Genomic DNA, 25,270 nt, shown 5'->3' on the forward strand with positions numbered 1-25,270 from the left:
TCGCTCGCCCCAATAGCTCAGTCGGTAGAGCGTCTCCATGGTAAGGAGAAGGTCTGCGGTTCGATTCCGCATTGGGGCTCTGGTGATCGGGAAACCCCGCTTCGGCGGGGGGACTCATCATCAAAGCGGTGTAGCTCAGTCGGTAGAGCAAGCGGCTCATAATCGCTGTGTCACCGGTTCAAGTCCGGTCACCGCTACTAACGGTAGCCGATTGCTGGGTCGGTCCTTCGATCGGCTACCCTTTTATGCGTTCATCCGTCCACCGTCCGTCCAAGGAGCACTCACGTGGCTGCCACCGACGTCCGCCCGAAGATCACGCTGGCCTGCGTGGAGTGCAAGGAGCGGAACTACATCACCAAGAAGAACCGGCGTAACAACCCGGACCGTCTTGAGATGAAGAAGCACTGCCCGCGCTGCAACTCGCACACCGCGCACCGCGAAACGCGCTGAATCAGGCTCGTACACGAGGCCGTCCCCTCTGGGGGCGGCCTCGTGTCGTTGTAGGGGCCGTTCCCGCACAGGGCGTGCCCTTGTTCGTCTTTCACCAGGTTTCTCAGGAGGTAGCGAGCTCATGGCGCTCGACCAGTCCTTCGTGGGGCGGACCTATCCGCCCACTCCGGCGTACGAGGTCGGCCGCGAGAAGATCCGCGAGTTCGCCGAGGCGGTGGGCGACGCCCATCCGGCGTACGTCGACGTGGAGGCGGCCCGCGCCCTCGGTCACGCCGATGTGATCGCGCCGCCCACGTTCGTCTTCTCGATCACCTACCGGGCCGCCGGAGACGTGGTGCGGGACCCGCAGCTGGGTCTGGACTACAGCCGGGTCGTCCACGGCGACCAGAAGTTCAGCTATGTGCGTCCGGTGCGGGCGGGTGACCGCCTGACGGTCACGTCCACGATCGAGGCCATCAAGTCCCTCGCGGGCAACGACGTCCTGGACATCCGGGGGGATGTGCACGACGAGGCCGGCGACCTGGTGGTCACGGCGCTCACGAAGCTGGTGGCGCGCGCCGCCGAGGAGGCGTGATGACGGCGAAGGTCTCTTACGGGTCGGTCGAGGTCGGTACGGAGCTGCCCGCGCAGTCGTTCCCGGTGACGCGGGCCACGCTCGTGCAGTACGCCGGTGCGTCGGGCGACTTCAACCCGATCCACTGGAACGAGAAGTTCGCGGTGGAGGTCGGGCTGCCGGACGTGATCGCGCACGGCATGTTCACGATGGCCGAGGCGATCCGGGTGGTCACGGACTGGGTCGGCGACCCGGGCGCGGTCGTCGACTACGGGGTGCGCTTCACGAAGCCGGTCGTCGTGCCCAACGACGACAAGGGCGCGCTGATCGAGGTCAGCGGCAAGGTCGCGGTGAAGCTGGACGACAACCTGGTCCGGGTGGACCTGATCGCCCTGTGCGACGGCAAGAAGGTGCTGGGGATGTCGCGGGCCGTGGTCCGGCTCGCCTGAGGCGGACCGGCGCGGCAGCCGAGGTGAGGGGCGTTTCTCCGGCGGAGGGGCGCCCCTCACCGCGTGCTCGCCCTCGCCCCGCCGGCCCTTCCGGCCGGGCACCGCGTCCGGCCGGGGTTCCACGACTCGGTCCGGGCGCGCCCGGTGAGCGGGGAGGTGGGCGGGGCCCTCGGGGCCGCCGGACACTCCCCGGCCCCGGCGTCCGGCCCATGGCCCCGCACGAGCGGCGGGGGCGTGGAACGTACTCTTGTCCCCGTGCAGGAACTCCACGACGCCCCCCTCGCCCCCCTGACCACCTTCCGGCTCGGAGGCCCCGCGGCCCGGCTGCTGACCGCCACGAGCGACGCCGAGGTGATCGCCGCCGTGCGCGAGGCCGACGCGAGCGGCACCCCGCTGCTGGTGATCGGCGGCGGCTCCAACCTGGTCATCGGCGACAAGGGCTTCGACGGCACCGCCCTGCGGATCGCCACGCAGGGCTTCGCGCTGTCGGGGACGTCCCTGGAGCTGGCGGCCGGCGAGGTGTGGACCGACGCCGTCGCCCGGACCGTCGAGGCGGGCCTCGCGGGCATCGAGTGTCTGGCCGGCATCCCCGGATCCGCGGGCGCGACGCCCATCCAGAACGTCGGCGCGTACGGACAGGAGGTGTCCACCACCATCACGGAGGTCGTCGCCTACGACCGGCGCACCGAGGAGACGGTGACGATTCCGAACGCGGAGTGCGCGTTCTCGTACCGTCACAGCCGCTTCAAGGCCGAACCCGACCGCTTCGTGGTGCTGCGTGTCCGATTCGAGCTGGAAGAGGCGGCCGGGCTCTCCGCGCCCCTGAAGTACCCCGAAACGGCCAGGGCCATGGGCGTCGAGCAGGGCGACCGCGTCCCGCTGCCGGCCGCCCGCGAGACCGTGCTGCGGCTGCGCGCCGGCAAGGGCATGGTGCTGGACCCGGAGGACCACGACACCTGGTCGGCGGGGTCCTTCTTCACCAACCCGATCCTCGGACCGGCCGCTTTCCAGGACTTCCTCGCCCGGGTCGGCGAGCGCCTCGGCCCGGACGTGGCACCTCCCGCCTTCCCGGCCGGGGACGGACGCACCAAGACCTCGGCGGCCTGGCTGATCGACCGGGCCGGATTCACCAAGGGCTACGGCAGCGGCCCCGCCCGGATCTCCACCAAGCACACCCTCGCCCTCACCAACCGGGGCGCGGCCACCACCGAGGACCTGCTCGCCCTGGCCCGCGAGGTCGTCGACGGAGTGCACGCGGCCTTCGGCGTCACCCTGGTCAACGAGCCGGTGACGGTCGGCGTCAGCCTGTAGGGCCTCCAGGTCCTGTCGTCGGACTGCCGCCTGCCCGGTGCCGTGCACGCGCTCTCGCCGCACCGGGCACAGGCCCGAGTACGTCCCGTGCGAGGACCCGCACCCGGCACACCGGGAGCACGCACCCGACCCCGCAGGGCCGCCCTCCGGGCGACGACGGCCGTCCGACGACAGGACCTGGCCCCGGGCGGCGTACGGGGTCAGTACGCGACGCCCACGCCCTGCTTCACGGCCGCCGGGTCCCCGACCAGCGCGAGCATCGCGTGGGCCACATCGGCCCGGGAGATGGACCGGCTGCTGCGCGGCGTACCGCCCACGACCTGCCGGTAGACGCCCGTACGCGGCCCGTCCGTCAGCTTCGGCGGCCGCACCGCGGTCCAGTCCGTCGCGCTGCGGTCCAGCGCCGCCTCCATCCGCGTGAGATCGGCGTACAGCTCCGCGAGGACCGCCCCGACCGCCTTGCGCATCAGCCGGTCCACCAGGGGATCGTCCGCCGGCTCCGGCCCCACGGGCACCGCGCTCACCACCACCAGCCGCCGGACGCCCTCGGCCTCCATCGCCGTCAGGATCCGCCCGGTCAGCCGTTCGGCGACGCCGTTGGCCTTCCGGCCGCGCGAACCCAGCCCCGACAGGACCGCGTCCCGCCCCGCCACCGCCGCCCGCACGGCCGCCGGATCGTCCAGCCGGACGGCGGCGTGCAGCGCCGCGCGATCCAGCCGCTCCGGGAGCCGGTCCGGGTCGCGGACCACGACCGTCACCTCGTGGCCCGCCGCGAGGGCCTGCCCGACGATCTCCCGACCGACGCCGCCGGTCGCCCCGAACACGGTGATTCTCATGGTGCGCCCCCTGGTGGGTGAGTGTTCACTAACCTCTAGAGTGAGTGGCTCCCCACCCGGTCGTCAAGATTTCCGGGTCCCGGCCTGTTGGAGCACGCATGGACCAGAAGCCCGCCCGCGTCCGGATCGTCGACGCGGCGCACGAGCTGATGCTCTCCATCGGCCTCGCCAGGACCACCACCAAGGAGATCGCCCGGGCCGCCGGCTGCTCGGAGGCGGCGCTCTACAAGTACTTCTCCGGCAAGGAGGAGCTGTTCGTCACCGTCCTCGCCGAGCGGCTGCCCCGGCTCGGAAACCTGCTCGGCGAACTGACCGCCGGCCAGGGCACGGTCGAGGGCAACCTCACCGAGATCGCCCGGGTGGCCGCGCTGTTCTACGAGCAGACCTTCCCCATGGCCGCGTCCCTGTACGCCGAACCCCAGCTCAAGCGCCGCCACGAGGAGGGCGTGGGAGGGCTGGAAGCCGGGCCCCACCTGCCGATCCGGCAGCTCGACGCCTATCTGCGCGCCGAACAGGGCGCGGGCCGGGTCCGGGCCGACGCGGACACCTACGCCGCGGCCTCCCTGCTGATGGGCGCCTGCGCCCAACGGGCCTTCGCCTACGCCGCGCTCCCCGGCGGCACGCCCCCGCAGTCCCTGGACGCGTTCGCCGCCTCCCTGGCGCGCACGCTGCTGGGCGGGATCAGCTAGCCAGCCAGTCGTCGATCCCGGCGAGCAGCTTCCGCGTCACGTCCACGGGGGCCGCCGATCCGCGCACCGACTGGCGGGCCAGCTCGGCCAGCTCCTCGTCGGTGAAGCCGTGGTGGCGGCGCACCAGCTCGTACTGGGCGGCCAGCCGCGAACCGAACAGCAGCGGGTCGTCCGCTCCGAGCGCCATCGGCACGCCCGCGTCGAACAGAGTGCGCAGGGGGACGTCGGCGGGCTTCTCGTAGACGCCGAGCGCCACGTTGGACGACGGGCAGACCTCACAGGTGACCCCGCGCTCGGCGAGCTTCCGCAGCAGCCGGGGGTCCTCGGCGGCCCGGACGCCGTGGCCGATGCGCGAGGCGTCCAGGTCGTCCAGGCAGTCGCGCACGCTGGAGGGCCCGGCCAGCTCCCCGCCGTGCGGAGCCGCCAGCAGGCCGCCCTCGCGGGCGATGGCGAAGGCCCGGTCGAAGTCGCGGGCCATGCCCCGCCGCTCGTCGTTGGAGAGCCCGAAGCCGACGACGCCCCGGTCCGCGTAACGGACGGCGAGCCGGGCCAGGGTGCGGGCGTCCAGCGGGTGCTTCATCCGGTTGGCGGCGATCACCACGCGCATCCCCAGGCCGGTGTCCCGGGCCGCGCTGTCCACGGCGTCGAGGATGATCTCGATGGCCGGGATCAGCCCGCCGAGCAGCGGGGCGTACGAGGTGGGGTCGACCTGGATCTCCAGCCAGCCGGAGCCGTCCGCGACGTCCTCCTGGGCGCTCTCGCGCACCAGGCGGTGAATGTCCTCCGGGGACCGCAGGCACGACCGGGCGATGTCGTACAGCCGCTGGAAACGGAACCAGCCGCGCTCGTCGGTCGCCCGTAGTTTCGGCGGCTCGCCGCCGGTCAGGGCGTCGGGGAGATGGACCCCGTACTTGTCGGCGAGTTCGAGCAGGGTGGTTGGCCGCATCGACCCGGTGAAGTGCAGGTGCAGGTGGGCCTTGGGCAACAGACGTACATCACGCTCCATTGGAAGATCCTGCCGCACGGGTGGGCCGGAGCGGTAGCCGCTTTCCCGTTTAGGGGGGCAGCTCGAACAAAAAGCGCCCCCGGCCGGTGGGGGATCCCAGCGGCCGGGGGCGCCTTTCGTTCGAGCGGTGACGCGACGGGTCAGGCCTTGGCCTCGCCCAGCAGCTTCTGGATCCGCGAGACACCCTCGATCAGGTCCTCGTCGCCCAGGGCGTAGGACAGGCGCAGGTAGCCCGGGGTGCCGAAGGCCTCGCCCGGGACCACGGCGACCTCGGCCTCGTCCAGGATGAGCGCGGCCAGCTCGACCGTGGTGGCCGGACGCTTGCCGCGGATCTCCTTGCCGAGCAGGTCCTTCACCGCCGGGTAGGCGTAGAACGCGCCCTCGGGCTCCGGGCAGAACACGCCGTCGATCTCGTTGAGCATCCGTACGACGATCCCCCGGCGGCGGTCGAAGGCGGTGCGCATCTCGGCGACGGCGTCCAGCGGGCCGGAGACGGCCGCGAGCGCGGCGATCTGGGCGACGTTGGAGACGTTGGAGGTGGCGTGCGACTGGAGGTTGGTCGCGGCCTTGACGACGTCCTTCGGGCCGATGATCCAGCCCACGCGCCAGCCGGTCATCGCGTACGTCTTGGCGACGCCGTTGACGACGATGCACTTGTCGCGCAGCTCGGGGACGATCGCCGGGAGCGAGGTGAAGGTGGCGTCGCCGTAGACGAGGTGCTCGTAGATCTCGTCGGTCATCACCCACAGGCCGTGCTCGACGGCCCAGCGGCCGATGGCCTCGGCGTCGGCCTCGCTGTAGACGGCGCCGGTCGGGTTGGACGGCGAGACGAACAGGACGACCTTGGTCTTCTCGGTGCGCGCGGCCTCCAGCTGCTCGACGGAGACCCGGTAGCCGGTGGTCTCGTCGGCGACGACCTCGACCGGGACACCGCCGGCGAGCCGGATCGACTCGGGGTAGGTGGTCCAGTAGGGGGCGGGGACGATGACCTCGTCGCCCGGGTCGAGGATCGCGGCGAAGGCCTCGTAGATGGCCTGCTTGCCGCCGTTGGTCACCAGGATCTGGCTGGCGTCGACCTCGTAGCCGGAGTCGCGCAGCGTCTTCTCCGCGATGGCGGCCTTGAGCTCGGGGAGCCCGCCTGCCGGGGTGTAGCGGTGGTACTTCGGGTTGCGGCAGGCCTCGACCGCGGCGTCGACGATGTAGTCGGGCGTCGGGAAGTCGGGCTCGCCGGCCCCGAAGCCGATCACCGGACGGCCGGCGGCCTTGAGGGCCTTGGCCTTGGCGTCGACGGCGAGGGTCGCGGACTCGGAGATCGCACCGATGCGGGCCGAAACCCGGCGCTCGGACGGTGAAGTTGCAGCGCTCATGGGTCCATGCTCCCAGACCGTGAAAGCCGTCGGCACAGGGGTTTCAGGGACCGGACAGGACCCGGGCGGCATGCGGGCAGGACCGGTCGGTTGTTGTCTGTTCGACGCGGCGGCCCTGAACACGTACACTCACCTGTCGTTGGCCTTCACCAGCCGCACCGTACCCGCACCCGGTCACCGGGAAAGATGCGGTAGGTTGGTGGAAACCACAAAGGGTCGTAGCTCAATTGGTAGAGCACTGGTCTCCAAAACCAGCGGTTGGGGGTTCAAGTCCCTCCGGCCCTGCTACACACTCCTTCGCCAGGATGTGTGCGCATGTACGTACTTCATTGCACAGCCGTGCGGCTCCACCGGGCGCGGCACGGCCACGACCCGGAATCAGGTGAGTAGCGTGACGGACGCCGTGGGCTCCATCGACATGCCTGATGCTGAGGACGAAGCTCCCGAGTCGAAGAAGAAGTCTCGGAAGGGCGGCAAGCGCGGCAAGAAGGGCCCTCTGGGTCGGCTCGCGCTGTTCTACCGCCAGATCGTCGCCGAACTCCGTAAGGTTGTCTGGCCGACCCGTAGCCAGCTGACGACGTACACCTCCGTGGTGATCGTGTTCGTCGTCGTCATGATCGGTCTTGTTACGGTTCTCGACATGGGCTTCGCCCGGGTCATCAAGTACGTCTTCGGCTGATCTCGCGGAAGGCGTCCGACCCGGCGCCCCTTTCGCACGTTCCACCCTTTGTATCCAGGAAGAAGCAGCCATCGTGTCTGACCCGAACCTGAACGACGCCGTCGAGCCCGAGGCTGGCGCCTTCGAGTCCGCCAAGGACGAGCTCGACATCGTTGAGGCTGCTGACTCCGTGGACCCGGACCAGGCCGAGGCCGCCGACCTCGCCGCGGGCGAGCCCGCCGAGCAGGCCGCCGTGAACGTCGAGGCCGAGGAGTCCGACGAGGACGCCGCCGAGTCGGTCGAGGACGAGGCCGCTGAGGACGAGGCAGACGACGAGAGCGCCGACGAGGAGGAGGCCGAGCCGGCCGCCCCCGTCGACCCCGTCGCCGCCCTGCGCGAAGAGCTCCGCACGCTCCCCGGCGAGTGGTACGTCATCCACACGTACGCCGGTTACGAGAAGCGCGTGAAGGCCAACCTGGAGCAGCGCGCCGTCTCGCTGAACGTGGAGGAGTTCGTCTATCAGGCCGAGGTGCCCGAAGAGGAAATCGTCCAGATCAAGAACGGCGAGCGCAAGAACGTCCGGCAGAACAAGCTCCCCGGCTACGTGCTGGTGCGCATGGACCTGACGAACGAGTCCTGGGGCGTCGTGCGGAACACGCCGGGCGTCACCGGCTTCGTGGGCAACGCCTACGACCCGTACCCGCTGACCCTGGACGAGATCGTCAAGATGCTCGCCCCGGAGGCCGAGGAGAAGGCCGCCCGCGAGGCCGCCGAGGCCGAGGGCAAGCCGGCTCCGTCCCGCAAGGTCGAGGTCCAGGTGCTGGACTTCGAGGTCGGCGACTCGGTCACCGTCACGGACGGCCCCTTCGCCACGCTGCAGGCCACGATCAACGAGATCAACGCCGACTCGAAGAAGGTCAAGGGCCTCGTCGAGATCTTCGGCCGCGAGACCCCGGTCGAGCTCAGCTTCGACCAGATCCAGAAGAACTAGCTCTTCCCGCCGGTTTCTGGACACATGCCTACCCAGCAGGTCAGAGGGGCTTCACAGTCGCTCTGACCTGCTGGGTTTTTGGTCGCACAGCTATACCCGTTATCGTTGTGCGGTATGCCTCCATCCGGATGACCGGAATCGGCGGCGAAACACTCTCATAGGACCCGGAGAGAGCAATGCCTCCCAAGAAGAAGAAGGTCACGGGGCTTATCAAGCTCCAGATCAACGCCGGTGCGGCGAACCCGGCCCCGCCGGTCGGCCCCGCGCTCGGTCAGCACGGCGTCAACATCATGGAGTTCTGCAAGGCCTACAACGCCGCGACCGAGTCGCAGCGTGGCATGGTCGTGCCGGTGGAGATCACGGTCTACGAGGACCGCTCCTTCACCTTCATCACGAAGACTCCGCCGGCCGCCAAGCTGATCCTCAAGGCCGCGGGTGTGGACAAGGGCTCCGGCGAGCCGCACAAGACCAAGGTTGCCAAGCTGACGGCCGCCCAGGTCCGCGAGATCGCCACGACGAAGCTCCCCGACCTGAACGCCAATGACCTCGACGCCGCGTCGAAGATCATTGCCGGCACCGCCCGTTCCATGGGCATCACGGTCGAAGGCTGATTCAGCCCCGTAACCCCCAGTGGTAGGACCAAGCGCTGGTCCGCACCACGACTCCATACTCGGAAACCACAGGAGTAGAAGTGAAGCGCAGCAAGAACCTCCGCGCTGCGGACGCCAAGATCGACCGGGAGCGCAACTACGCCCCGCTCGAGGCCGTCCGTATCGCCAAGGACACCGCCTCCACGAAGTTCGACAGCACCGTCGAGGTCGCCTTTGCCCTGGGTGTCGACCCGCGCAAGGCCGACCAGATGGTCCGTGGCACCGTGAACCTCCCGCACGGCACCGGCAAGACCGCCCGGGTCCTGGTCTTCGCGACCGGTGACCGTGCTGCGGCCGCGGAAGCCGCTGGAGCCGACATCGTCGGCGCCGACGAGCTCATCGACGAGGTGGCGAAGGGCCGTCTGGACTTCGACGCCGTCGTCGCGACCCCGGACCTCATGGGCAAGGTCGGCCGCCTGGGCCGCGTGCTCGGTCCGCGTGGTCTGATGCCGAACCCGAAGACCGGCACCGTCACCCCCGATGTCGTGAAGGCTGTCAACGACATCAAGGGCGGCAAGATCGAGTTCCGCGTCGACAAGCACTCGAACCTGCACTTCATCATCGGCAAGACCTCGTTCGACGAGACCAAGCTGGTGGAGAACTACGCAGCGGCGCTGGACGAGATCCTCCGTCTGAAGCCGTCCGCCGCCAAGGGCCGCTACATCAAGAAGGCCACGCTGGCCACCACGATGGGCCCCGGCATCCCGCTGGACGCCAACCGCACCCGCAACCTCCTCGTCGAGGAGGACCCGGCCGCCGTCTGAGCCTCCGTGCTCACCCGGTAGCCGCGTCCTACGCGTGCACTGTGTGAACGGGCCCCGCAACCTTTCGAGGTGCGGGGCCCGTCCTCGTATCCGTAAGGAGCCATGTCTGTCAGTGCCCTGTGCCACTGTGTGGTGCAAGGGACGACGGACGACACGAGGGGTGGACGGGTAGATGAGGACGAGCACGGCACGACGCATGGGCACGGCGCTGGCCGCCGCGGCGGCACTGACGTCGATAGCGGCCTGCAGTGGCTCCGACGGCTCGAAGGGCTCCGACGGCGCCGGTGAGGGCAAGGCGGGCGCCGTGTCCAAGGCGAGCCCCGTTGCCGCGCTGAAGCAGGTGCAGCAGAAGACCGGAGGCGCCCAGTCGGCGAAGGTCGAGGGCACCACCGAGATGGGCAGCGCCATGTCCATGAAGCAGTCCGGGGCCATCGGCTGGGCCGACGGCCTCTCGGGCGCGCTGACCATCACGTACACCGGCGGCACCATGGGCGACGCCCTGAAGCAGGCCGGCGGCGACGGATCGGTCGAGGCGCGCTATTTCAAGGACGAGTACTACGCCAACATGGGCGACGCCATGGCGGCCAACACCGGCGGCAAGCACTGGATCCGGTATTCCTACCAGGACCTCGCGGAGCTGGGCGGGGCCTCCGGCGACGTCATGAAGGACCAGATCCAGAACAGCACGCCCGAGCAGGGCGTGAAGGCGCTCCTGGCCTCCGGCGACGTGAAGAAGGTCGGCCGGGAGGACGTCCGCGGGGTCGACGCGACGCACTACTCCGGCACGGTCGACGTGGCCGGCCTGACCGCGAAGAACAGCAACCTGGACGCGGAGCAGCTGGCCGCGTTCAAGGAGCAGCTCGCCCTGGCCGGGGTGACCACCCAGACCGTCGACATCTGGGTCGACGAGAACGACCTGCTGGTGAAGAAGACCGAGCGCGGCGAGATGAAGACCGGCACGTTCAACACGACGCTCTTCTACAGCGACTACGGCACCGAGGTCCCCTCCGAGAAGCCGGCGGCCTCGGACACCGTGGACTTCAAGGAGATGCTGAAGCAGGGCGGTACCCCGGGCGGCGCCTCCTGACACCTCCCGCGAGGGACGAACGGGGACGGATTTGCTCGTCCCGCATCCGGTCGCGTAGTCTCACCAAGAAGCCAAAGACCGCTGGTCGTCGCTGTGCCTCGTCAGAGGGACGGTGACCGAAGGTTCCGCTAGACCGGACGACCTGCGCAGGTGACTGTGGAACGCTCCCGGACTCTGTTCGGTCGAGCCGCGCCCTGGCACTTGTGCTGGGGCGTTTCGTCTTTCCCGGCCCCTTCTGAGCGGTCCTCATCACCCGGAAGGAGGCCGACGCTCATGGCAAGGCCCGACAAGGCTGCCGCGGTAGCCGAGCTGACGGACCAGTTCCGCAGCTCGAACGCCGCCGTGCTGACCGAGTACCGGGGTCTCACCGTGGCACAGCTCAAGGAGCTGCGCCGTTCGCTCGGTGAGAACGCCCAGTACGCCGTGGTGAAGAACACGCTGACCAAGATTGCGGCCAACGAGGCCGGGATCGACACGCTGGACGACCTGTTCTCGGGTCCGACGGCGGTTGCCTTCGTCACCGGTGACCCGGTGGAGTCGGCGAAGGGTCTTCGTGACTTCGCCAAGGACAACCCCAACCTCATCATCAAGGGCGGTGTCCTTGACGGTAAGGCGCTGTCCGCCGATGAGATCAAGAAGCTCGCGGACCTCGAGTCCCGCGAGGTTCTGCTCTCCAAGCTGGCCGGTGCTTTCAAGGGCAAGCAGACTCAGGCTGCGCAGCTCTTCCAGGCACTGCCGTCGAAGTTCGTCCGCACCGCGGAAGCGCTTCGCGCCAAGAAGGAAGAGCAGGGCGGTGCCGGTACTCCGGCTCCCGCCGAGGCCGCCGAGTAATTTCGCTCAGCGGTCCAGCGGGCTCCACGTACGCCCGCCGACATATACATCCGGCACCTGCCGAATAGTGGAAGGACGCCTATCATGGCGAAGCTGTCCCAGGACGACCTGCTCGCGCAGTTCGAAGGCATGACCCTCATCGAGCTCTCCGAGTTCGTCAAGGCGTTCGAGGAGAAGTTCGACGTCACCGCCGCCGCGGCCGTCGCCGTCGCCGGTCCGGCCGGCCCGGGCGCCGTGGCCGAGGCCGCTGAGGAGCAGGACGAGTTCGACGTCATCCTCACCGGTGCCGGCGAGAAGAAGATCCAGGTCATCAAGACCGTGCGCGAGCTGACCTCGCTGGGTCTGAAGGAGGCCAAGGACCTCGTCGACGGCACCCCGAAGCCGGTCCTCGAGAAGGTCGCGAAGGACGTCGCCGAGAAGGCTGCCGAGTCCCTCAAGGCCGCCGGCGCCTCCGTCGAGGTCAAGTAACACCTCGGGGGTCCTCCGGACTCCCAGGGCACCGTCAGGTGCCCGCGCCAAGGGCGATCACCCATCCGGGTGGTCGCCCTTCGGCGTGCCCGTGGCGGGTGCCTTGCCCTTCGGCCGACGGCGAGTAGGGTGATCTTCGCCGTGCGCCTCTCGCGGGCCCCTCAGGGGCGTCCTGCGGGCATCCCGGAGGTGGCCGGTGAAGGCCCCCGGAGGCCCGATCGGACCGGTGGGCCTTGACGAACCGGACGCGGCGCGCAATTCTCAGGACGCGTCATCACTTCGATCCGTATCCGAGGCATGGATCGAGAGTGAAGAGGGCAGTAAAGAAGAGCGCACCCCGCGCGAGGGTCAGGGCTAGACATAGGTGTTGAGAACAGCTGTTGAGAGCAACGTGGGTCTCTGAGAACCCCGACTGGACATCAGTGTGCCGCTTGGCTACACTGACCCTTTGCGCTGCCTGTTAGCTGCCTCCTGCCCGTCACCAGGGGCATGCCCACGCTGAAGCACCGATGGCCGACCCCCTCCGACCTGGTCGTTTTGCGACCGATTCGGAATGGTCTGTCTTTGTGTCCAGGGTGGGACCGGTACGCGCGTAGTGAGTCCGAGCCCTCGGAAGGACCCCCTCTTGGCCGCCTCGCGCAACGCCTCGACCGCGAATACGAACAACGGTGCCAGCACCGCCCCGCTGCGCATCTCCTTTGCAAAGATCAAGGAGCCCCTCGAGGTTCCGAACCTCCTCGCGCTGCAGACCGAGAGCTTTGACTGGCTCCTCGGCAACGCCGCCTGGAAGGCTCGCGTCGAGGCTGCTCTGGACAGTGGACAAGACGTCCCCACCAAGTCCGGCCTGGAGGAGATCTTCGAGGAGATCTCACCGATCGAGGACTTCTCCGGGTCGATGTCGCTTACGTTCCGCGACCACCGCTTCGAGCCCCCGAAGAACTCGATCGACGAGTGCAAGGAGCGCGACTTCACGTTCGCCGCGCCGCTCTTCGTCACGGCAGAGTTCACCAACAACGAGACCGGCGAGATCAAGTCCCAGACGGTCTTCATGGGCGACTTCCCGCTCATGACCAACAAGGGCACCTTCGTCATCAACGGCACCGAGCGTGTCGTCGTGTCGCAGCTGGTCCGCTCGCCGGGTGTCTACTTCGACTCCTCCATCGACAAGACGTCCGACAAGGACATCTTCTCCGCCAAGATCATCCCCTCCCGGGGTGCCTGGCTGGAGATGGAGATCGACAAGCGCGACATGGTCGGTGTCCGCATCGACCGCAAGCGCAAGCAGTCCGTCACCGTCCTCCTCAAGGCTCTCGGCTGGACGACCGAGCAGATCCTCGAAGAGTTCGGCGAGTACGAGTCGATGCGCGCCACCCTGGAGAAGGACCACACCCAGGGCCAGGACGACGCGCTGCTCGACATCTACCGCAAGCTGCGTCCGGGCGAGCCGCCGACCCGCGAGGCCGCTCAGACGCTGCTCGAGAACCTCTACTTCAACCCGAAGCGCTACGACCTCGCGAAGGTCGGCCGCTACAAGGTGAACAAGAAGCTCGGCGCCGATGAGCCGCTGGACGCCGGGGTGCTCACCACCGACGACGTCATCGCGACCATCAAGTACCTGGTCAAGCTGCACGCCGGTGAGACCGAGACGACCGGTGAGTCGGGTCGCGAGATCGTCGTCGAGACCGACGACATCGACCACTTCGGCAACCGTCGTCTGCGCAACGTCGGCGAGCTCATCCAGAACCAGGTCCGTACGGGCCTGGCGCGGATGGAGCGCGTCGTGCGTGAGCGCATGACCACCCAGGACGTCGAGGCGATCACGCCGCAGACCCTGATCAACATCCGGCCGGTCGTCGCCTCCATCAAGGAGTTCTTCGGCACCAGCCAGCTGTCGCAGTTCATGGACCAGAACAACCCGCTGTCGGGTCTCACCCACAAGCGCCGCCTGTCGGCTCTCGGCCCGGGTGGTCTCTCCCGTGAGCGGGCCGGCTTCGAGGTCCGCGACGTGCACCCGTCCCACTACGGACGCATGTGCCCGATCGAGACCCCCGAAGGCCCGAACATCGGTCTGATCGGTTCGCTCGCCTCGTACGGCCGCGTCAACGCGTTCGGCTTCATCGAGACGCCGTACCGCAAGGTCGTCGACGGCCAGGTCACCGACGACGTCGACTACATCACGGCCGACGAGGAGGACCGCTTCGTCATCGCCCAGGCGAACGCGACGCTCTCCGACGAGCTGCGCTTCACCGAGCCCCGCGTCCTGGTCCGCCGTCGTGGCGGAGAGGTCGACTACGTGCCCGGCACGGACGTCGACTACATGGACGTCTCGCCGCGCCAGATGGTGTCCGTCGCCACCGCGATGATCCCCTTCCTGGAGCACGACGACGCCAACCGTGCCCTCATGGGCGCGAACATGATGCGCCAGGCGGTGCCGCTCATCAAGTCCGAGGCCCCGCTGGTCGGCACCGGCATGGAGTACCGCTGCGCCACCGACGCCGGTGACGTCCTCAAGGCGGAGAAGGACGGTGTGGTCCAGGAGGTCTCCGCGGACTACATCACCGTCACGAACGACGACGGCACGTACACCACGTACCGCATCGCCAAGTTCATGCGCTCCAACCAGGGCACCTCGGTCAACCAGAAGGTCGTCGTCTCCGAGGGCGACCGGATCGTCGCCGACCAGGTGCTCGCCGACGGACCGGCCACCGAGAACGGTGAGATGGCCCTCGGCAAGAACCTGCTCGTGGCGTTCATGCCGTGGGAGGGTCACAACTACGAGGACGCGATCATCCTGTCGCAGCGCCTCGTGCAGGACGACGTCCTCTCCTCGATCCACATCGAGGAGCACGAGGTCGACGCCCGTGACACCAAGCTCGGCCCGGAGGAGATCACCCGGGACATCCCGAACGTCTCCGAAGAGGTCCTCGCCGACCTCGACGAGCGCGGCATCATCCGGATCGGTGCCGAGGTCGTCGCCGGCGACATCCTCGTCGGCAAGGTCACGCCCAAGGGCGAGACCGAGCTGACCCCCGAGGAGCGCCTGCTCCGCGCGATCTTCGGTGAGAAGGCGCGCGAAGTGCGCGACACCTCGCTGAAGGTGCCGCACGGTGAGATCGGCAAGGTCATCGGCGTCCGCGTCTTCGACCGCGAAGAGGGCGACGAGCTGCCGCCGGGCGTGAACCAGCTGGTCCGCGTCTACGTCGCGCAGAAGCGCAAGATCACCGATGGTGACAAGCTCGCCGGCCGTCACGGCAACAAGGGCGTCATCTCCAAGATCCTGCCGATCGAGGACATGCCGTTCCTGGAGGACGGCACCCCGGTCGACATCATCCTCAACCCGCTGGGTGTCCCGTCCCGAATGAACCCGGGACAGGTCCTGGAGATCCACCTCGGCTGGCTCGCCAGCCGCGGCTGGGACGTCTCCGGCCTCGGTGACGAGTGGGCCCAGCGCCTGCAGGCCATCGGCGCCGACCAGGTCGCCCCCGGCACCAACGTCGCCACGCCCGTCTTCGACGGTGCGCGCGAGGACGAGATCACCGGCCTCTTCCAGGCCACGATCCCCAACCGCGACGGCGACCGCCTGGTCCAGCCCTCCGGCAAGGCCCAGCTCTACGACGGCCGCTCCGGCGAGCCGTTCCCGGACCCGGTCTCGGTCGGGTTCATGTACATCCTCAAGCTGCACCACCTGGTCGACGACAAGCTGCACGCGCGTTCGACCGGCCCGTACTCCATGATCACCCAGCAGCCGCTGGGTGGTAAGGCACAGTTCGGTGGTCAGCGCTTCGGTGAGATGGAGGTGTGGGCCCTTGAGGCTTACGGCGCCGCATACGCCCTCCAGGAGCTCCTGACGATCAAGTCCGACGACGTGACCGGCCGCGTGAAGGTCTACGAGGCCATCGTCAAGGGCGAGAACATCCCCGAGCCCGGCATTCCCGAGTCCTTCAAGGTGCTCATCAAGGAAATGCAGTCGCTCTGCCTCAACGTGGAGGTGCTGTCCTCGGACGGCATGTCCATCGAGATGCGCGACACGGACGAGGACGTCTTCCGCGCGGCGGAGGAACTCGGTATCGACCTGTCCCGGCGCGAGCCGAGCAGCGTCGAAGAGGTCTGACGGGCCGGCCGGCCGCCTCATCCCGAGGCGGCCGGCCCTCCCCGGACCCGTTCAGACCATTGATTGAGACGAGACCCCGAAAGAGGGATTGACGACAAGTGCTCGACGTCAACTTCTTCGACGAGCTGCGGATCGGCCTTGCCACCGCGGACGACATCCGGACCTGGTCGCACGGCGAAGTGAAGAAGCCGGAGACCATCAACTACCGCACGCTCAAGCCCGAGAAGGACGGACTCTTCTGCGAGAAGATCTTCGGTCCGACCCGGGACTGGGAGTGCTACTGCGGCAAGTACAAGCGTGTCCGCTTCAAGGGCATCATCTGCGAGCGCTGCGGCGTCGAGGTCACTCGCGCCAAGGTGCGTCGTGAGCGGATGGGCCACATCGAGCTTGCCGCTCCCGTCACCCACATCTGGTACTTCAAGGGCGTTCCCTCGCGCCTCGGATACCTGCTGGACCTCGCGCCGAAGGACCTGGAAAAGGTCATCTACTTCGCCGCGTACATGATCACGTTCGTGGACGAGGAGCGTCGTACCCGCGACCTGCCGTCCCTGGAGGCCCACGTCTCCGTCGAGCGCCAGCAGACCGAGAACCGCCGTGACTCCGACCTGGAGGCCCGCGCCAAGAAGCTCGAGACCGACCTGGCCGAGCTGGAGGCCGAGGGCGCCAAGGCCGACGTGCGCCGCAAGGTGCGCGAAGGCGCCGAGCGTGAGATGAAGCAGCTGCGCGACCGTGCGCAGCGCGAGATCGACCGCCTCGACGAGGTGTGGAGCCGCTTCAAGAACCTCAAGGTCCAGGACCTGGAGGGCGACGAGCTGCTCTACCGCGAGCTGCGTGACCGCTTCGGCACGTACTTCGACGGCTGCATGGGCGCCGCGGCGCTCCAGAAGCGCCTGGAGTCCTTCGACCTCGACGAGGAGGCCGAGCGCCTCCGCGAGATCATCCGCACCGGCAAGGGCCAGAAGAAGACCCGTGCGCTCAAGCGCCTCAAGGTCGTCTCCGCGTTCCTGCAGACCAGCAACAAGCCCAAGGGCATGGTGCTCGACTGCGTGCCGGTCATCCCGCCGGACCTGCGTCCGATGGTGCAGCTGGACGGTGGCCGCTTCGCGACCTCCGACCTGAACGACCTGTACCGCCGTGTGATCAACCGCAACAACCGCCTCAAGCGTCTCCTCGACCTCGGCGCCCCCGAGATCATCGTGAACAACGAGAAGCGGATGCTGCAGGAGGCCGTCGACGCGCTGTTCGACAACGGCCGCCGCGGTCGCCCGGTCACCGGTCCCGGTAACCGTCCCCTGAAGTCCCTCAGCGACATGCTGAAGGGCAAGCAGGGTCGTTTCCGTCAGAACCTCCTCGGCAAGCGCGTGGACTACTCCGCGCGTTCCGTGATCGTCGTCGGTCCGCAGCTCAAGCTGCACCAGTGCGGTCTGCCGAAGGCGATGGCGCTGGAGCTCTTCAAGCCGTTCGTGATGAAGCGCCTGGTGGACCTGAACCACGCGCAGAACATCAAGTCGGCCAAGCGCATGGTCGAGCGCGGCCGCACCGTCGTGTACGACGTCCTCGAAGAGGTCATCGCCGAGCACCCGGTGCTGCTGAACCGTGCGCCCACCCTGCACCGCCTGGGCATCCAGGCCTTCGAGCCGCAGCTGGTCGAGGGCAAGGCCATCCAGATCCACCCGCTCGTCTGCACCGCGTTCAACGCGGACTTCGACGGTGACCAGATGGCCGTGCACCTGCCGCTCTCCGCGGAGGCGCAGGCCGAGGCCCGCATCCTGATGCTGTCCTCGAACAACATCCTGAAGCCGGCCGACGGTCGTCCCGTCACCATGCCGACCCAGGACATGGTGCTGGGTCTCTTCTTCCTCACCACGGACGAAGAGGGTCGCAACGTCAAGGGCACGGACCGCGCGTTCGGCTCCACGGCCGAGGCCACCATGGCCTTCGACGCCCGCGAGCTGTCGCTCCAGGCGAAGGTCGACATCCGATTCCCGGTCGGCACCATGCCGCCGCGTGGCTGGGTGCCGCCGGTCGCCGAGGAGGGCGAGCCGGAGTACCAGCCCGGTGACACCTTCCGGCTGCGGACCAGCCTGGGCCGCGCGCTCTTCAACGAGCTGCTGCCCGAGGACTACCCGTTCGTCGACTACTCGGTGGGCAAGAAGCAGCTCTCCGAGATCGTCAACGACCTGGCCGAGCGCTACCCCAAGGTCATCGTGGCGGCGACGCTCGACAACCTGAAGGCGGCGGGCTTCCACTGGGCGACCCGTTCGGGCGTCACCGTGGCCATCTCCGACGTCGTCGTGCCCGAGGCCAAGAAGGCCATCGTCAAGGGCTACGAGGAGCAGGACGAGAAGGTCCAGAAGCAGTACGAGCGCGGTCTGATCACCAAGGACGAGCGCACGCAGGAGCTCATCGCGATCTGGACCAAGGCGACCAACGAGGTCGCCGAGGCGATGAACGCGAACTTCCCGAAGACGAACCCCATCTTCATGATGGTCGACTCGGGCGCCCGAGGAAACATGATGCAGATGCGTCAGATCGCGGGTATGCGTGGTCTGGTGTCGAACGCCAAGAACGAGACGATTCCCCGTCCCATCAAGGCGTCCTTCCGCGAGGGCCTCACCGTTCTGGAGTACTTCATCTCCACGCACGGTGCCCGTAAGGGTCTGGCGGACACCGCCCTGCGTACCGCCGACTCGGGTTACCTGACCCGTCGTCTGGTGGACGTCTCGCAGGACGTGATCATCCGCGAGGAGGACTGCGGCACCGACCGCGGCCTCAAGCTGAAGATCGCGGTCAAGGGCGCCGACGGCGTGCTCCGCAAGACGGAGGACGTCGAGACCTCGGTCTACGCCCGCATGCTCGCCGAGGACGTCGTGGTGGACGGCAAGGTCATCGCGCCTGCCAACGTCGACCTCGGTGACGTCCTGATCGACGCCCTGGTGGGCGCCGGCGTCGAGGAGGTCAAGACCCGCTCGGTCCTGACCTGTGAGTCCGCGGTCGGCACCTGTGCCTTCTGCTACGGACGCTCGCTCGCCACCGGCAAGCTGGTCGACATCGGTGAGGCGGTCGGCATCATCGCCGCCCAGTCCATCGGTGAGCCCGGCACCCAGCTGACGATGCGTACCTTCCACACCGGTGGTGTGGCCGGTGACGACATCACCCAGGGTCTGCCCCGAGTCGTCGAGCTCTTCGAGGCCCGTACGCCCAAGGGTGTCGCCCCGATCTCCGAGGCCAAGGGCCGCGTGCGGATCGAGGAGACCGAGAAGACCAAGAAGCTCGTCGTCACCCCGGACGACGGCAGCGACGAGACGGCGTTCCCGATCTCGAAGCGTGCCCGTCTGCTCGTGGGCGAGGGCGACCCGGTCGAGGTGGGCCAGAAGCTCACCGTCGGTGCGACCAACCCGCACGACGTGCTGCGCATCCTCGGCCAGCGTGCGGTCCAGGTCCACCTGGTCGGCGAAGTCCAGAAGGTCTACAACTCGCAGGGCGTGTCGATCCACGACAAGCACATCGAGATCATCATCCGGCAGATGCTCCGCCGCGTGACGATCATCGAGTCCGGCGACGCGGAGCTGCTTCCGGGCGAGCTGGTCGAGCGGTCGAAGTTCGAGACCGAGAACCGTCGTGTGGTCACCGAGGGCGGTCACCCCGCCTCCGGCCGTCCGCAGCTGATGGGTATCACCAAGGCCTCGCTCGCCACCGAGTCGTGGCTGTCGGCGGCGTCCTTCCAGGAGACGACCAGGGTCCTCACCGACGCGGCGATCAACGCCAAGTCGGACTCCCTGATCGGCCTCAAGGAGAACGTCATCATCGGTAAGCTCATCCCGGCCGGTACGGGTCTGTCCCGCTACCGCAACATCCGGGTCGAGCCGACCGAGGAGGCCAAGGCCGCGATGTACTCGGCCGTCGGCTACGACGACATCGACTACTCGCCGTTCGGCACCGGCTCCGGCCAGGCCGTCCCGCTGGAGGACTACGACTACGGTCCGTACAACCAGTAGGCGCGTGCTCGTCGCAGAGACGACCTGAGGGCGGTCACCCCGTACACAACGGGGTGGCCGCCCTCCGGCGTGTGCGGGGGCGGGCCGTTCAGCGGATCGTCTCCCACACGGCGATGGCGACCCCGGCGGTCGCGGTGAGCGCGGCGATGCTCGCCAGGGGCCAGCGGGACCGCTCCAGCAGGTCGAGGCGGGCCTCGTGGTCGGCGAGCTGCTTGTCGGTCTGGTCGCTGCGCTGCACCAGGAGGGCGAGCTGCCCGTCGGCGCGGGCGAAGCCGGCCTCCAGGCTGCCGCGCATCCGCTCCAGCTCCAGGGCGACGGCCACCGGGTTGTTCGGGTCGGTATCGGTCATGGGCGGCCCTCCGGCGGTTCGGTGCGCAGCCAGGCCGGCAGCAGGTTCTGGACGCCCGGCAGGGCCATCACCCGGGTCACCGCCCCCGCGACGGCCAGGGCCCCGGCGACCCGGGGCAGGGTCGCGGGGACACCGGACGCGTCCACGAGTGCGGGCAGGAGCACGGCAAGGGCGAGGGCCGTCTGCAGGACGGTACGGGCGGTACGCCGGGCGGCGTCGGACATGGCAGGCTCCTCAACTCGGTTACGGCGCCTTCGTGGTGTACGGGACCTTCAGCGCGTTCCAGGACGTGCGGCCCGGCCAGCCGTCGGCCTCCGCGCCGCGGAAGCCGAGCTTGCGCTGCCACGCGGCGTACGAGCGGCGGTCGGCCTCGGTCCAGCGGGGGCCGGGGCCGACGGCGTACGTGGCGCACCCCTCGGCGGCCAGCCGACGGCCCATCGCGGTGACCACGGGGGAGCTGGGGCGGGCGGTGAAGAAGGAGGCCCCGGGGAAGGGCTGGTAGCGGGAGGTGGCGGGGACACCGGGCTTCGAGGGCGGGGCGGTGGGCCCGGTCGGGGTGCCGCCGGCCGGGGCGGCCAGGCGGGTGCTGACGCGGGTGCGCATCGACGGCATGGTGAAGCCGCGCGGGTCGATCTTCGCCGCCGACCACTCCGCGTGGCCGATGACGGAGCGGGCGCTCCAGCCGTGGGCCCGGCAGATCGCGGCCGACGCGCGTTCGATCGCGTCGAGCTGGGCGGCGGGCCAGGGGTCCCGGCCGTCGCCGAGGTTGACGCACTCGAAGCCGTAGAAGCGGGCGTTGCCGTCGACGGCTCCCGCGCTGCCGTCATGGGCGCGCGGGGCGGGCGGCCGGTCGCCGTAGCCCTCCGCGACGACGCGCCGGAGCACGTCCGGGTCGCCGCCGCCCGCGTGGTTGGCGCGGCCGGCCGAGATCAGGTGGACCGTGCCCGCCTTGTCGATGACGCCGTGGCAGAGCGGGCCGGGCAGCGAGGCGTAGCCGTCGCGGCAGAGGGCGACGGAGGCGGCGCTCCCGCTGCTCACGGTGTGGTGGATCATCACCCCGTTCACGGGGCCCCAGGCGCCCATGTGGTTGCGGTCGTGGGTGCGCCAGCCCGGGTGCTCGACGACGGTGACGCCTTCGGCGTGCAGCGCGGCGAGCAGCCGGTCGGCGGTGAGTGGTGTGGCCACGGGTGGCGGTCCTTCCGGTGTGCGGGAACGGGTACGGGGCCGGACCCGCCGAGCCCCGTACCGGGTGGTGCGGGGTCGGTACGGGGCTCGGCGGGCGGGCCCGGGGTGTGGGGTCAGGACAGGGCGGCCCAGATGGCGTTGGAGTCGGCGACGACGGTGTTCTGGACGCTCGGGTTGAAGCTGGTGGGCAGTGAGGTCTGGCCGGTGACGCCGAGGCGGCCGTGCCGGACGAAGAACCCCGGCATCCGGGCGCTGCCGCCCGGGGCCTGGCCCACGCTGGCGCCGCGCAGGAAGGCGGGGCCGGCGTTGGCGGGGTTGGGGCCGTTGATCACCAGGCCCACCCAGTAGTTGCCCGGGGCCGCGTTGTACTGGACGGTGAGCGGGCAGATCACCGTCTGGCCCTCGGTCTTGGGGATCAGCGTGTTCAGCGAGGCGGTCACTCCGACGCGGACCCCGGCGCTCGTGTAGAGCCCCGCGTAGGAGGCGGCCCCCAGGGTGTTGCCTCCGTACCCCGGGACGTAGAAGGCGATGTTCTTCACCAGCTTGGGTGCGTGCAGCGGGATGCCGATGAGGTAGACCCAGCCGTTGATGCAGTACTGCGGGGTGGAGGCGGAACCGCACGCGGGGTCGAAGGCCCACCCGGCGAACCCGACGGCGGACGGGGACCAGGTCCCGGCCGGGGCGACCGTGTCCACGTAGCCCCGGCGGGTGAGGTGGTCGTCGGTGGCGGGGGCGGCCTTCGTGGCAGGCGGCGCGACGAAGGTCTTCGCGCCGGCGATGCTCTGGTCGCCGGTGAGCAGCACCGCGTCGCCGCTCGCCACGGCCGAGACGTCGGACGCGGTCAGTACGACCGGGCCGGTGCGTCCGTTGACCGAGGTGACGGGGGAGCCGTCGATGGCCAGATAGCGGGCGTCGCCCGCCGCCTGGGACAGGGCGCCCACGTCGGTTGCGGCGAGGAGCACGTCGCCGGTCTGGCCGTTGACCGAGGCCACGGTGCCGCCGCCGGCCGGGAGCTGGGCGGCCGGGACCAGGCCGTCGGCGCCGAGGGCCGCGACACCGCCGGGGGCGCCGACGCGGTCGGCGGCGACGGCGGAGACGTCGGCGGCGTTCAGGACGATGTCCGGGACGGCCTTCCCGTTGACGGAGTGGACGGTTCCGGCGGGGCCGGCCGGACCCTGCGGGCCCAGCTCGCCCGGCGGCCCCGCGGGGCCGGGTACGGCGACGTACTGCGGGGTGGCCGGGTCGGCCGGGGCGATGTCGGCGAGGTCCACGGTGGGATGGCCGGCGCTCAGCGCGATCTGGTAGCCACGGCTGCCGCGGCCGAGGCCGGAGAGCCGCTCGGTGACGGTGTACGTCCACACCGCCGGGTTCCAGCCGGGGCCGTCGGTGGCGGGCAGCACGACCTGGAGCCGGCCCTCGGCGTCGAGGGTGGCGCGGGTGGGGCCGCCCAGGAAGAGGTCCTCCCCGGCGTGGGTGAGCAGCGCGGGCGGACGGAAGTCGACGGTGCCGCTCATGGGGCGGCCGTCGGGGGTGAGGTAGCGGGCGGTGACGGTGACGGTCGGGATGCTCGGTGGCAGCACGGGGGCTCCTTGGGTGAGGTGGGCGGCCCGTCCGGCTGGGCGTGACGGGTGTCCGGCCGGGGGCGGGCGTGGTTCGGTGGGGCGGATGCGGTTCGGGGAGGGGTCAGGACTCCAGGCCGTACAGCGCCAGGGGGCGGCAGCGGATCGTGGTGCCGGGGGTGGTGACCCTGGCCTGGATCTCGAACGTCACCGTCGCCCCGTAGTCCGCCGTCATCCGTTCCGTGATCACCAGCCCCGCCCCCGGCCCGCCGACCGGGCCCACCTGGTCGCCGTCCACGAGGAGCCGTACCTCGCCGCCCGCGCCGCCCTCCGCGGCGATCCGGCAGTGCAGCCGGGGGTGCTGGACGAGGCCGGGGCCCCGGTGGAGCGTGGTCCAGTCGGTGGCGCCGGTGGACTCCCAGCGGGCCGTGTCGACGGGGGCCGGGAGCGCGAACGGGATGTAGGGGCGGGCGAGGCCGCCCCGTACGGTGTCGTCGGCGACGACCACGTTGCCCCGGCGGTCCAGGATCTGCACCGCCTGGACCGGCAGCGTGTCGGGCGCCCCGGTCCAGACGGTCAGCGCCAGCGACCCGTCGTCGCGGCGGACGACCAGCCCCTGCTGCGGGGTGTCCTTGTCCCGGTCGGGCTGGACCCGGCCCAGGTACAGGAGGTCCTGGTCGCCCGCGGTGCGCACCCGCAGCCGGCCGCGCTCGCCGATGACCACCTCGCCGCCCACGATGCTGTTCTGCGCCGGAGTGGTGTTGGCGCTGCCCATCAACTCCCTGACCTGGCGTTCCAGGGCGCGTATGCGGTCGAGCAGATCGGTGGGGATGATCGCCACGGGTCAGGCTCCTTCCAGGTAGAGGACGGCTGTCTCCTGCTTGGTGCGCTGCGGCGGGGTGACGGCCATGCCGACGATCCGGTAGTGCGCGTCGAGGCCCTCGTGGTGCCACAGGTCGTGGACGCGCAGCCGGATGCGGGCTCCGAGCAGCGCCGGGGTGAGGTGACCGTCCAGCCGTACGGTCAGCTCCGGGATGACCTCGGGCCGGCGTTGCCGGGACAGCTCGGCGCGGGCCAGCGAGCGCAGGGTCGCCGTGTCGCTCACCCCGTTGTGGTCGGAGGTGAGTTCCAGCCGGGGCCAGCCCTGGTCGAGCTCGGCGGGGAGTGCCTCGGCGACCGTCAGCGGCTCGGACTCCTGGGACTGGTCGGTGTTGGCCGACTCGCCCCGGGCCACCCAGACGTTCGCCTGGACGGTCGAGTCGGTGGGCAGGCTGTAGGTGAGGACGGGCCCGGGATGGTCCAGCACGATGTCGCTGTGGCCGGTCCTGATCTGCGGATGGCCGAGCTGGAGGCGCTTGACCCGGTTGCCGGCCGCGTCCCGGTAGCAGTGGATGCGCCACTCGAAGCCGTCGTTCAACTGCCCGAGCTTGTCGAGGAGTTCACGGACACGGGCGAGCGCTGAATAGGTGTGGGCGTAGTCCCGTACGATTCCCGACCGTTCGTGGCCGAGGCTGATGCCGATGTCACCGCCCGGCTGCTCCTGGGCGTGGGCGACGAGCGTGCGGGCGATGTCGAACTGGTCGAGCCCGGTGCCGGTCAGGTCCTGGCTCAGGATGCGGTGGTCCAGGTAGGAGTCGAAGGTCCCGGCCTGGAACTGCACGGTGAGCCGGCCCTGTTCGTCGGAGACCGGGGTGCAGGTCCACAGGATGCCGCCCCACCAGATGTCGCCGTCCCGCTCCAGCCAGACCGCGGTGCGGCCGGGCTGGAGCGCGGCCCGGGCCCGGGCCGCGAGCGCCCCCTCGGGGAGGGGGACGGTGGCGGTGAGGGAGCCCGGTTTGCCGATGAAGTCGTCGAACTTGGTCTCGGTCAGGGGCAGGACGTCCAGCAGGCGGTCGGTGCGCAGATCGCAGAAGAGGGCCCGGTAGACGGGGTCGGGGGAGGTACGGCTCATCGGCTGC

Annotated in this window: 23 protein-coding genes and 3 tRNA genes; 17 read left to right on the top strand and 9 right to left on the bottom strand. The window is 69.6% G+C overall.

The features are described 5' to 3' along the window. Positions 1 to 6: 6 nt before the first annotated feature. The 6 genes from OG245_RS22715 to OG245_RS22740 all read left to right on the top strand — a co-directional run bounded on the left by OG245_RS22715 (position 7) and on the right by OG245_RS22740 (position 2,763). Positions 7 to 79, top strand: a tRNA-Thr gene (locus OG245_RS22715). Between the two features lie 45 nt (positions 80 to 124). Then, positions 125 to 197: transfer RNA gene (locus tag OG245_RS22720), tRNA-Met, on the top strand. An 88-nt stretch (positions 198 to 285) separates the two neighbouring features. Continuing rightward, on the top strand, positions 286 to 450 hold the full coding sequence (gene rpmG, locus OG245_RS22725) for a 50S ribosomal protein L33 (protein WP_003956487.1): 165 nt from the start codon (positions 286 to 288) through the stop codon (positions 448 to 450). Positions 451 to 571: 121 nt separating this feature from the next. Further along, a complete protein-coding gene (locus OG245_RS22730) occupies positions 572 to 1,024 on the top strand; it encodes a MaoC family dehydratase N-terminal domain-containing protein (RefSeq protein ID WP_371625323.1) in 453 nt (150 codons plus the stop codon). Beyond that, positions 1,024 to 1,452 (top strand): MaoC family dehydratase, encoded by a 429-nt coding sequence (locus tag OG245_RS22735; RefSeq protein WP_371625324.1) that lies wholly within the window; start codon positions 1,024 to 1,026, stop codon positions 1,450 to 1,452. The genes OG245_RS22730 and OG245_RS22735 overlap by 1 nt, the downstream gene beginning before the upstream one ends. Before the next feature lie 255 nt (positions 1,453 to 1,707). After that, positions 1,708 to 2,763, top strand: coding sequence for a UDP-N-acetylmuramate dehydrogenase (locus OG245_RS22740; protein ID WP_371625325.1), 1,056 nt, complete (start codon positions 1,708 to 1,710; stop codon positions 2,761 to 2,763). A 200-nt stretch (positions 2,764 to 2,963) separates the two neighbouring features. Here the strand turns inward: OG245_RS22740 and OG245_RS22745 are convergent, their stop codons facing one another. Beyond that, positions 2,964 to 3,599, bottom strand: a complete 636-nt coding sequence (locus OG245_RS22745) for an NAD(P)-dependent oxidoreductase (RefSeq protein WP_371625326.1) — start codon at positions 3,597 to 3,599, stop codon at positions 2,964 to 2,966. A gap of 98 nt (positions 3,600 to 3,697) precedes the next feature. Here OG245_RS22745 and OG245_RS22750 point away from each other — a divergent pair, with 98 nt between their 5' ends. Further along, the gene (locus OG245_RS22750; RefSeq protein ID WP_371625327.1) at positions 3,698 to 4,288 is read left to right on the top strand and encodes a TetR/AcrR family transcriptional regulator; all 591 of its coding nucleotides are present in this window, start codon (positions 3,698 to 3,700) and stop codon (positions 4,286 to 4,288) included. On the opposite strand, the gene OG245_RS22755 is transcribed toward OG245_RS22750, so the two are convergent. Continuing rightward, positions 4,281 to 5,294: an adenosine deaminase gene (locus OG245_RS22755; RefSeq protein ID WP_371625328.1), complete on the bottom strand. Its 1,014-nt coding sequence runs from the start codon at positions 5,292 to 5,294 to the stop codon at positions 4,281 to 4,283. The genes OG245_RS22750 and OG245_RS22755 overlap by 8 nt on opposite strands. A 140-nt stretch (positions 5,295 to 5,434) precedes the next feature. After that, on the bottom strand, positions 5,435 to 6,661 hold the full coding sequence (locus OG245_RS22760) for a pyridoxal phosphate-dependent aminotransferase (protein ID WP_050360966.1): 1,227 nt from the start codon (positions 6,659 to 6,661) through the stop codon (positions 5,435 to 5,437). 212 nt (positions 6,662 to 6,873) lie between these two features. On the opposite strand from OG245_RS22760, the gene OG245_RS22765 reads away from it, so the two are divergent. The 10 genes from OG245_RS22765 to OG245_RS22810 all read left to right on the top strand — a co-directional run bounded on the left by OG245_RS22765 (position 6,874) and on the right by OG245_RS22810 (position 20,219). Next, positions 6,874 to 6,946: transfer RNA gene (locus OG245_RS22765), tRNA-Trp, on the top strand. A 106-nt stretch (positions 6,947 to 7,052) separates the two neighbouring features. Next, a complete protein-coding gene (gene secE / locus OG245_RS22770) occupies positions 7,053 to 7,340 on the top strand; it encodes a preprotein translocase subunit SecE (RefSeq protein ID WP_371625329.1) in 288 nt (95 codons plus the stop codon). A 73-nt stretch (positions 7,341 to 7,413) separates the two neighbouring features. Then, the gene (gene nusG / locus OG245_RS22775; protein WP_371625330.1) at positions 7,414 to 8,310 is read left to right on the top strand and encodes a transcription termination/antitermination protein NusG; all 897 of its coding nucleotides are present in this window, start codon (positions 7,414 to 7,416) and stop codon (positions 8,308 to 8,310) included. Between the two features lie 176 nt (positions 8,311 to 8,486). Further along, positions 8,487 to 8,921 (top strand): 50S ribosomal protein L11, encoded by a 435-nt coding sequence (gene rplK / locus OG245_RS22780; protein WP_010058817.1) that lies wholly within the window; start codon positions 8,487 to 8,489, stop codon positions 8,919 to 8,921. 80 nt (positions 8,922 to 9,001) lie between these two features. Then, positions 9,002 to 9,724 (top strand): 50S ribosomal protein L1, encoded by a 723-nt coding sequence (rplA, locus tag OG245_RS22785; RefSeq protein WP_015610693.1) that lies wholly within the window; start codon positions 9,002 to 9,004, stop codon positions 9,722 to 9,724. A 172-nt stretch (positions 9,725 to 9,896) separates the two neighbouring features. Then, on the top strand, positions 9,897 to 10,811 hold the full coding sequence (locus OG245_RS22790) for a hypothetical protein (RefSeq protein WP_371625331.1): 915 nt from the start codon (positions 9,897 to 9,899) through the stop codon (positions 10,809 to 10,811). Positions 10,812 to 11,084: 273 nt separating this feature from the next. Beyond that, on the top strand, positions 11,085 to 11,642 hold the full coding sequence (gene rplJ / locus OG245_RS22795) for a 50S ribosomal protein L10 (RefSeq protein ID WP_007445921.1): 558 nt from the start codon (positions 11,085 to 11,087) through the stop codon (positions 11,640 to 11,642). A gap of 84 nt (positions 11,643 to 11,726) precedes the next feature. Further along, complete coding sequence (gene rplL / locus OG245_RS22800; RefSeq protein WP_371625332.1) at positions 11,727 to 12,110, top strand: 50S ribosomal protein L7/L12; 384 nt, start codon at positions 11,727 to 11,729, stop codon at positions 12,108 to 12,110. A gap of 625 nt (positions 12,111 to 12,735) precedes the next feature. Then, positions 12,736 to 16,221, top strand: coding sequence for a DNA-directed RNA polymerase subunit beta (gene rpoB, locus OG245_RS22805; RefSeq protein ID WP_371625333.1), 3,486 nt, complete (start codon positions 12,736 to 12,738; stop codon positions 16,219 to 16,221). Positions 16,222 to 16,319: 98 nt separating this feature from the next. Next, positions 16,320 to 20,219 carry a DNA-directed RNA polymerase subunit beta' gene (locus OG245_RS22810; protein ID WP_371625334.1) on the top strand — a complete coding sequence of 1,300 codons (3,900 nt, stop codon included), beginning with the start codon at positions 16,320 to 16,322 and terminating at the stop codon, positions 20,217 to 20,219. A gap of 88 nt (positions 20,220 to 20,307) precedes the next feature. On the opposite strand, the gene OG245_RS22815 is transcribed toward OG245_RS22810, so the two are convergent. The 6 genes from OG245_RS22815 to OG245_RS22840 all read right to left on the bottom strand — a co-directional run bounded on the left by OG245_RS22815 (position 20,308) and on the right by OG245_RS22840 (position 25,263). Beyond that, positions 20,308 to 20,568 (bottom strand): hypothetical protein, encoded by a 261-nt coding sequence (locus OG245_RS22815; RefSeq protein ID WP_371625335.1) that lies wholly within the window; start codon positions 20,566 to 20,568, stop codon positions 20,308 to 20,310. Then, positions 20,565 to 20,792, bottom strand: coding sequence for a hypothetical protein (locus tag OG245_RS22820; protein WP_371625336.1), 228 nt, complete (start codon positions 20,790 to 20,792; stop codon positions 20,565 to 20,567). Before OG245_RS22820 ends, OG245_RS22815 begins: the two co-directional genes overlap by 4 nt. A 19-nt stretch (positions 20,793 to 20,811) precedes the next feature. After that, positions 20,812 to 21,753, bottom strand: coding sequence for a peptidoglycan-binding protein (locus OG245_RS22825; RefSeq protein WP_371625337.1), 942 nt, complete (start codon positions 21,751 to 21,753; stop codon positions 20,812 to 20,814). A gap of 113 nt (positions 21,754 to 21,866) precedes the next feature. Then, entirely contained in the window at positions 21,867 to 23,333 is a 1,467-nt protein-coding gene (locus OG245_RS22830) for a phage tail protein (protein WP_371625338.1), read from the bottom strand. A gap of 103 nt (positions 23,334 to 23,436) precedes the next feature. Further along, positions 23,437 to 24,153 (bottom strand): hypothetical protein, encoded by a 717-nt coding sequence (locus OG245_RS22835; protein WP_371625339.1) that lies wholly within the window; start codon positions 24,151 to 24,153, stop codon positions 23,437 to 23,439. Positions 24,154 to 24,156: 3 nt separating this feature from the next. Then, positions 24,157 to 25,263, bottom strand: coding sequence for a hypothetical protein (locus OG245_RS22840; RefSeq protein WP_371625340.1), 1,107 nt, complete (start codon positions 25,261 to 25,263; stop codon positions 24,157 to 24,159). Positions 25,264 to 25,270: the final 7 nt, after the last annotated feature.

It is taken from the genome of Streptomyces sp. NBC_01116, from assembly GCF_041435495.1.
Classification (GTDB): Bacteria; Actinomycetota; Actinomycetes; order Streptomycetales; family Streptomycetaceae; genus Streptomyces.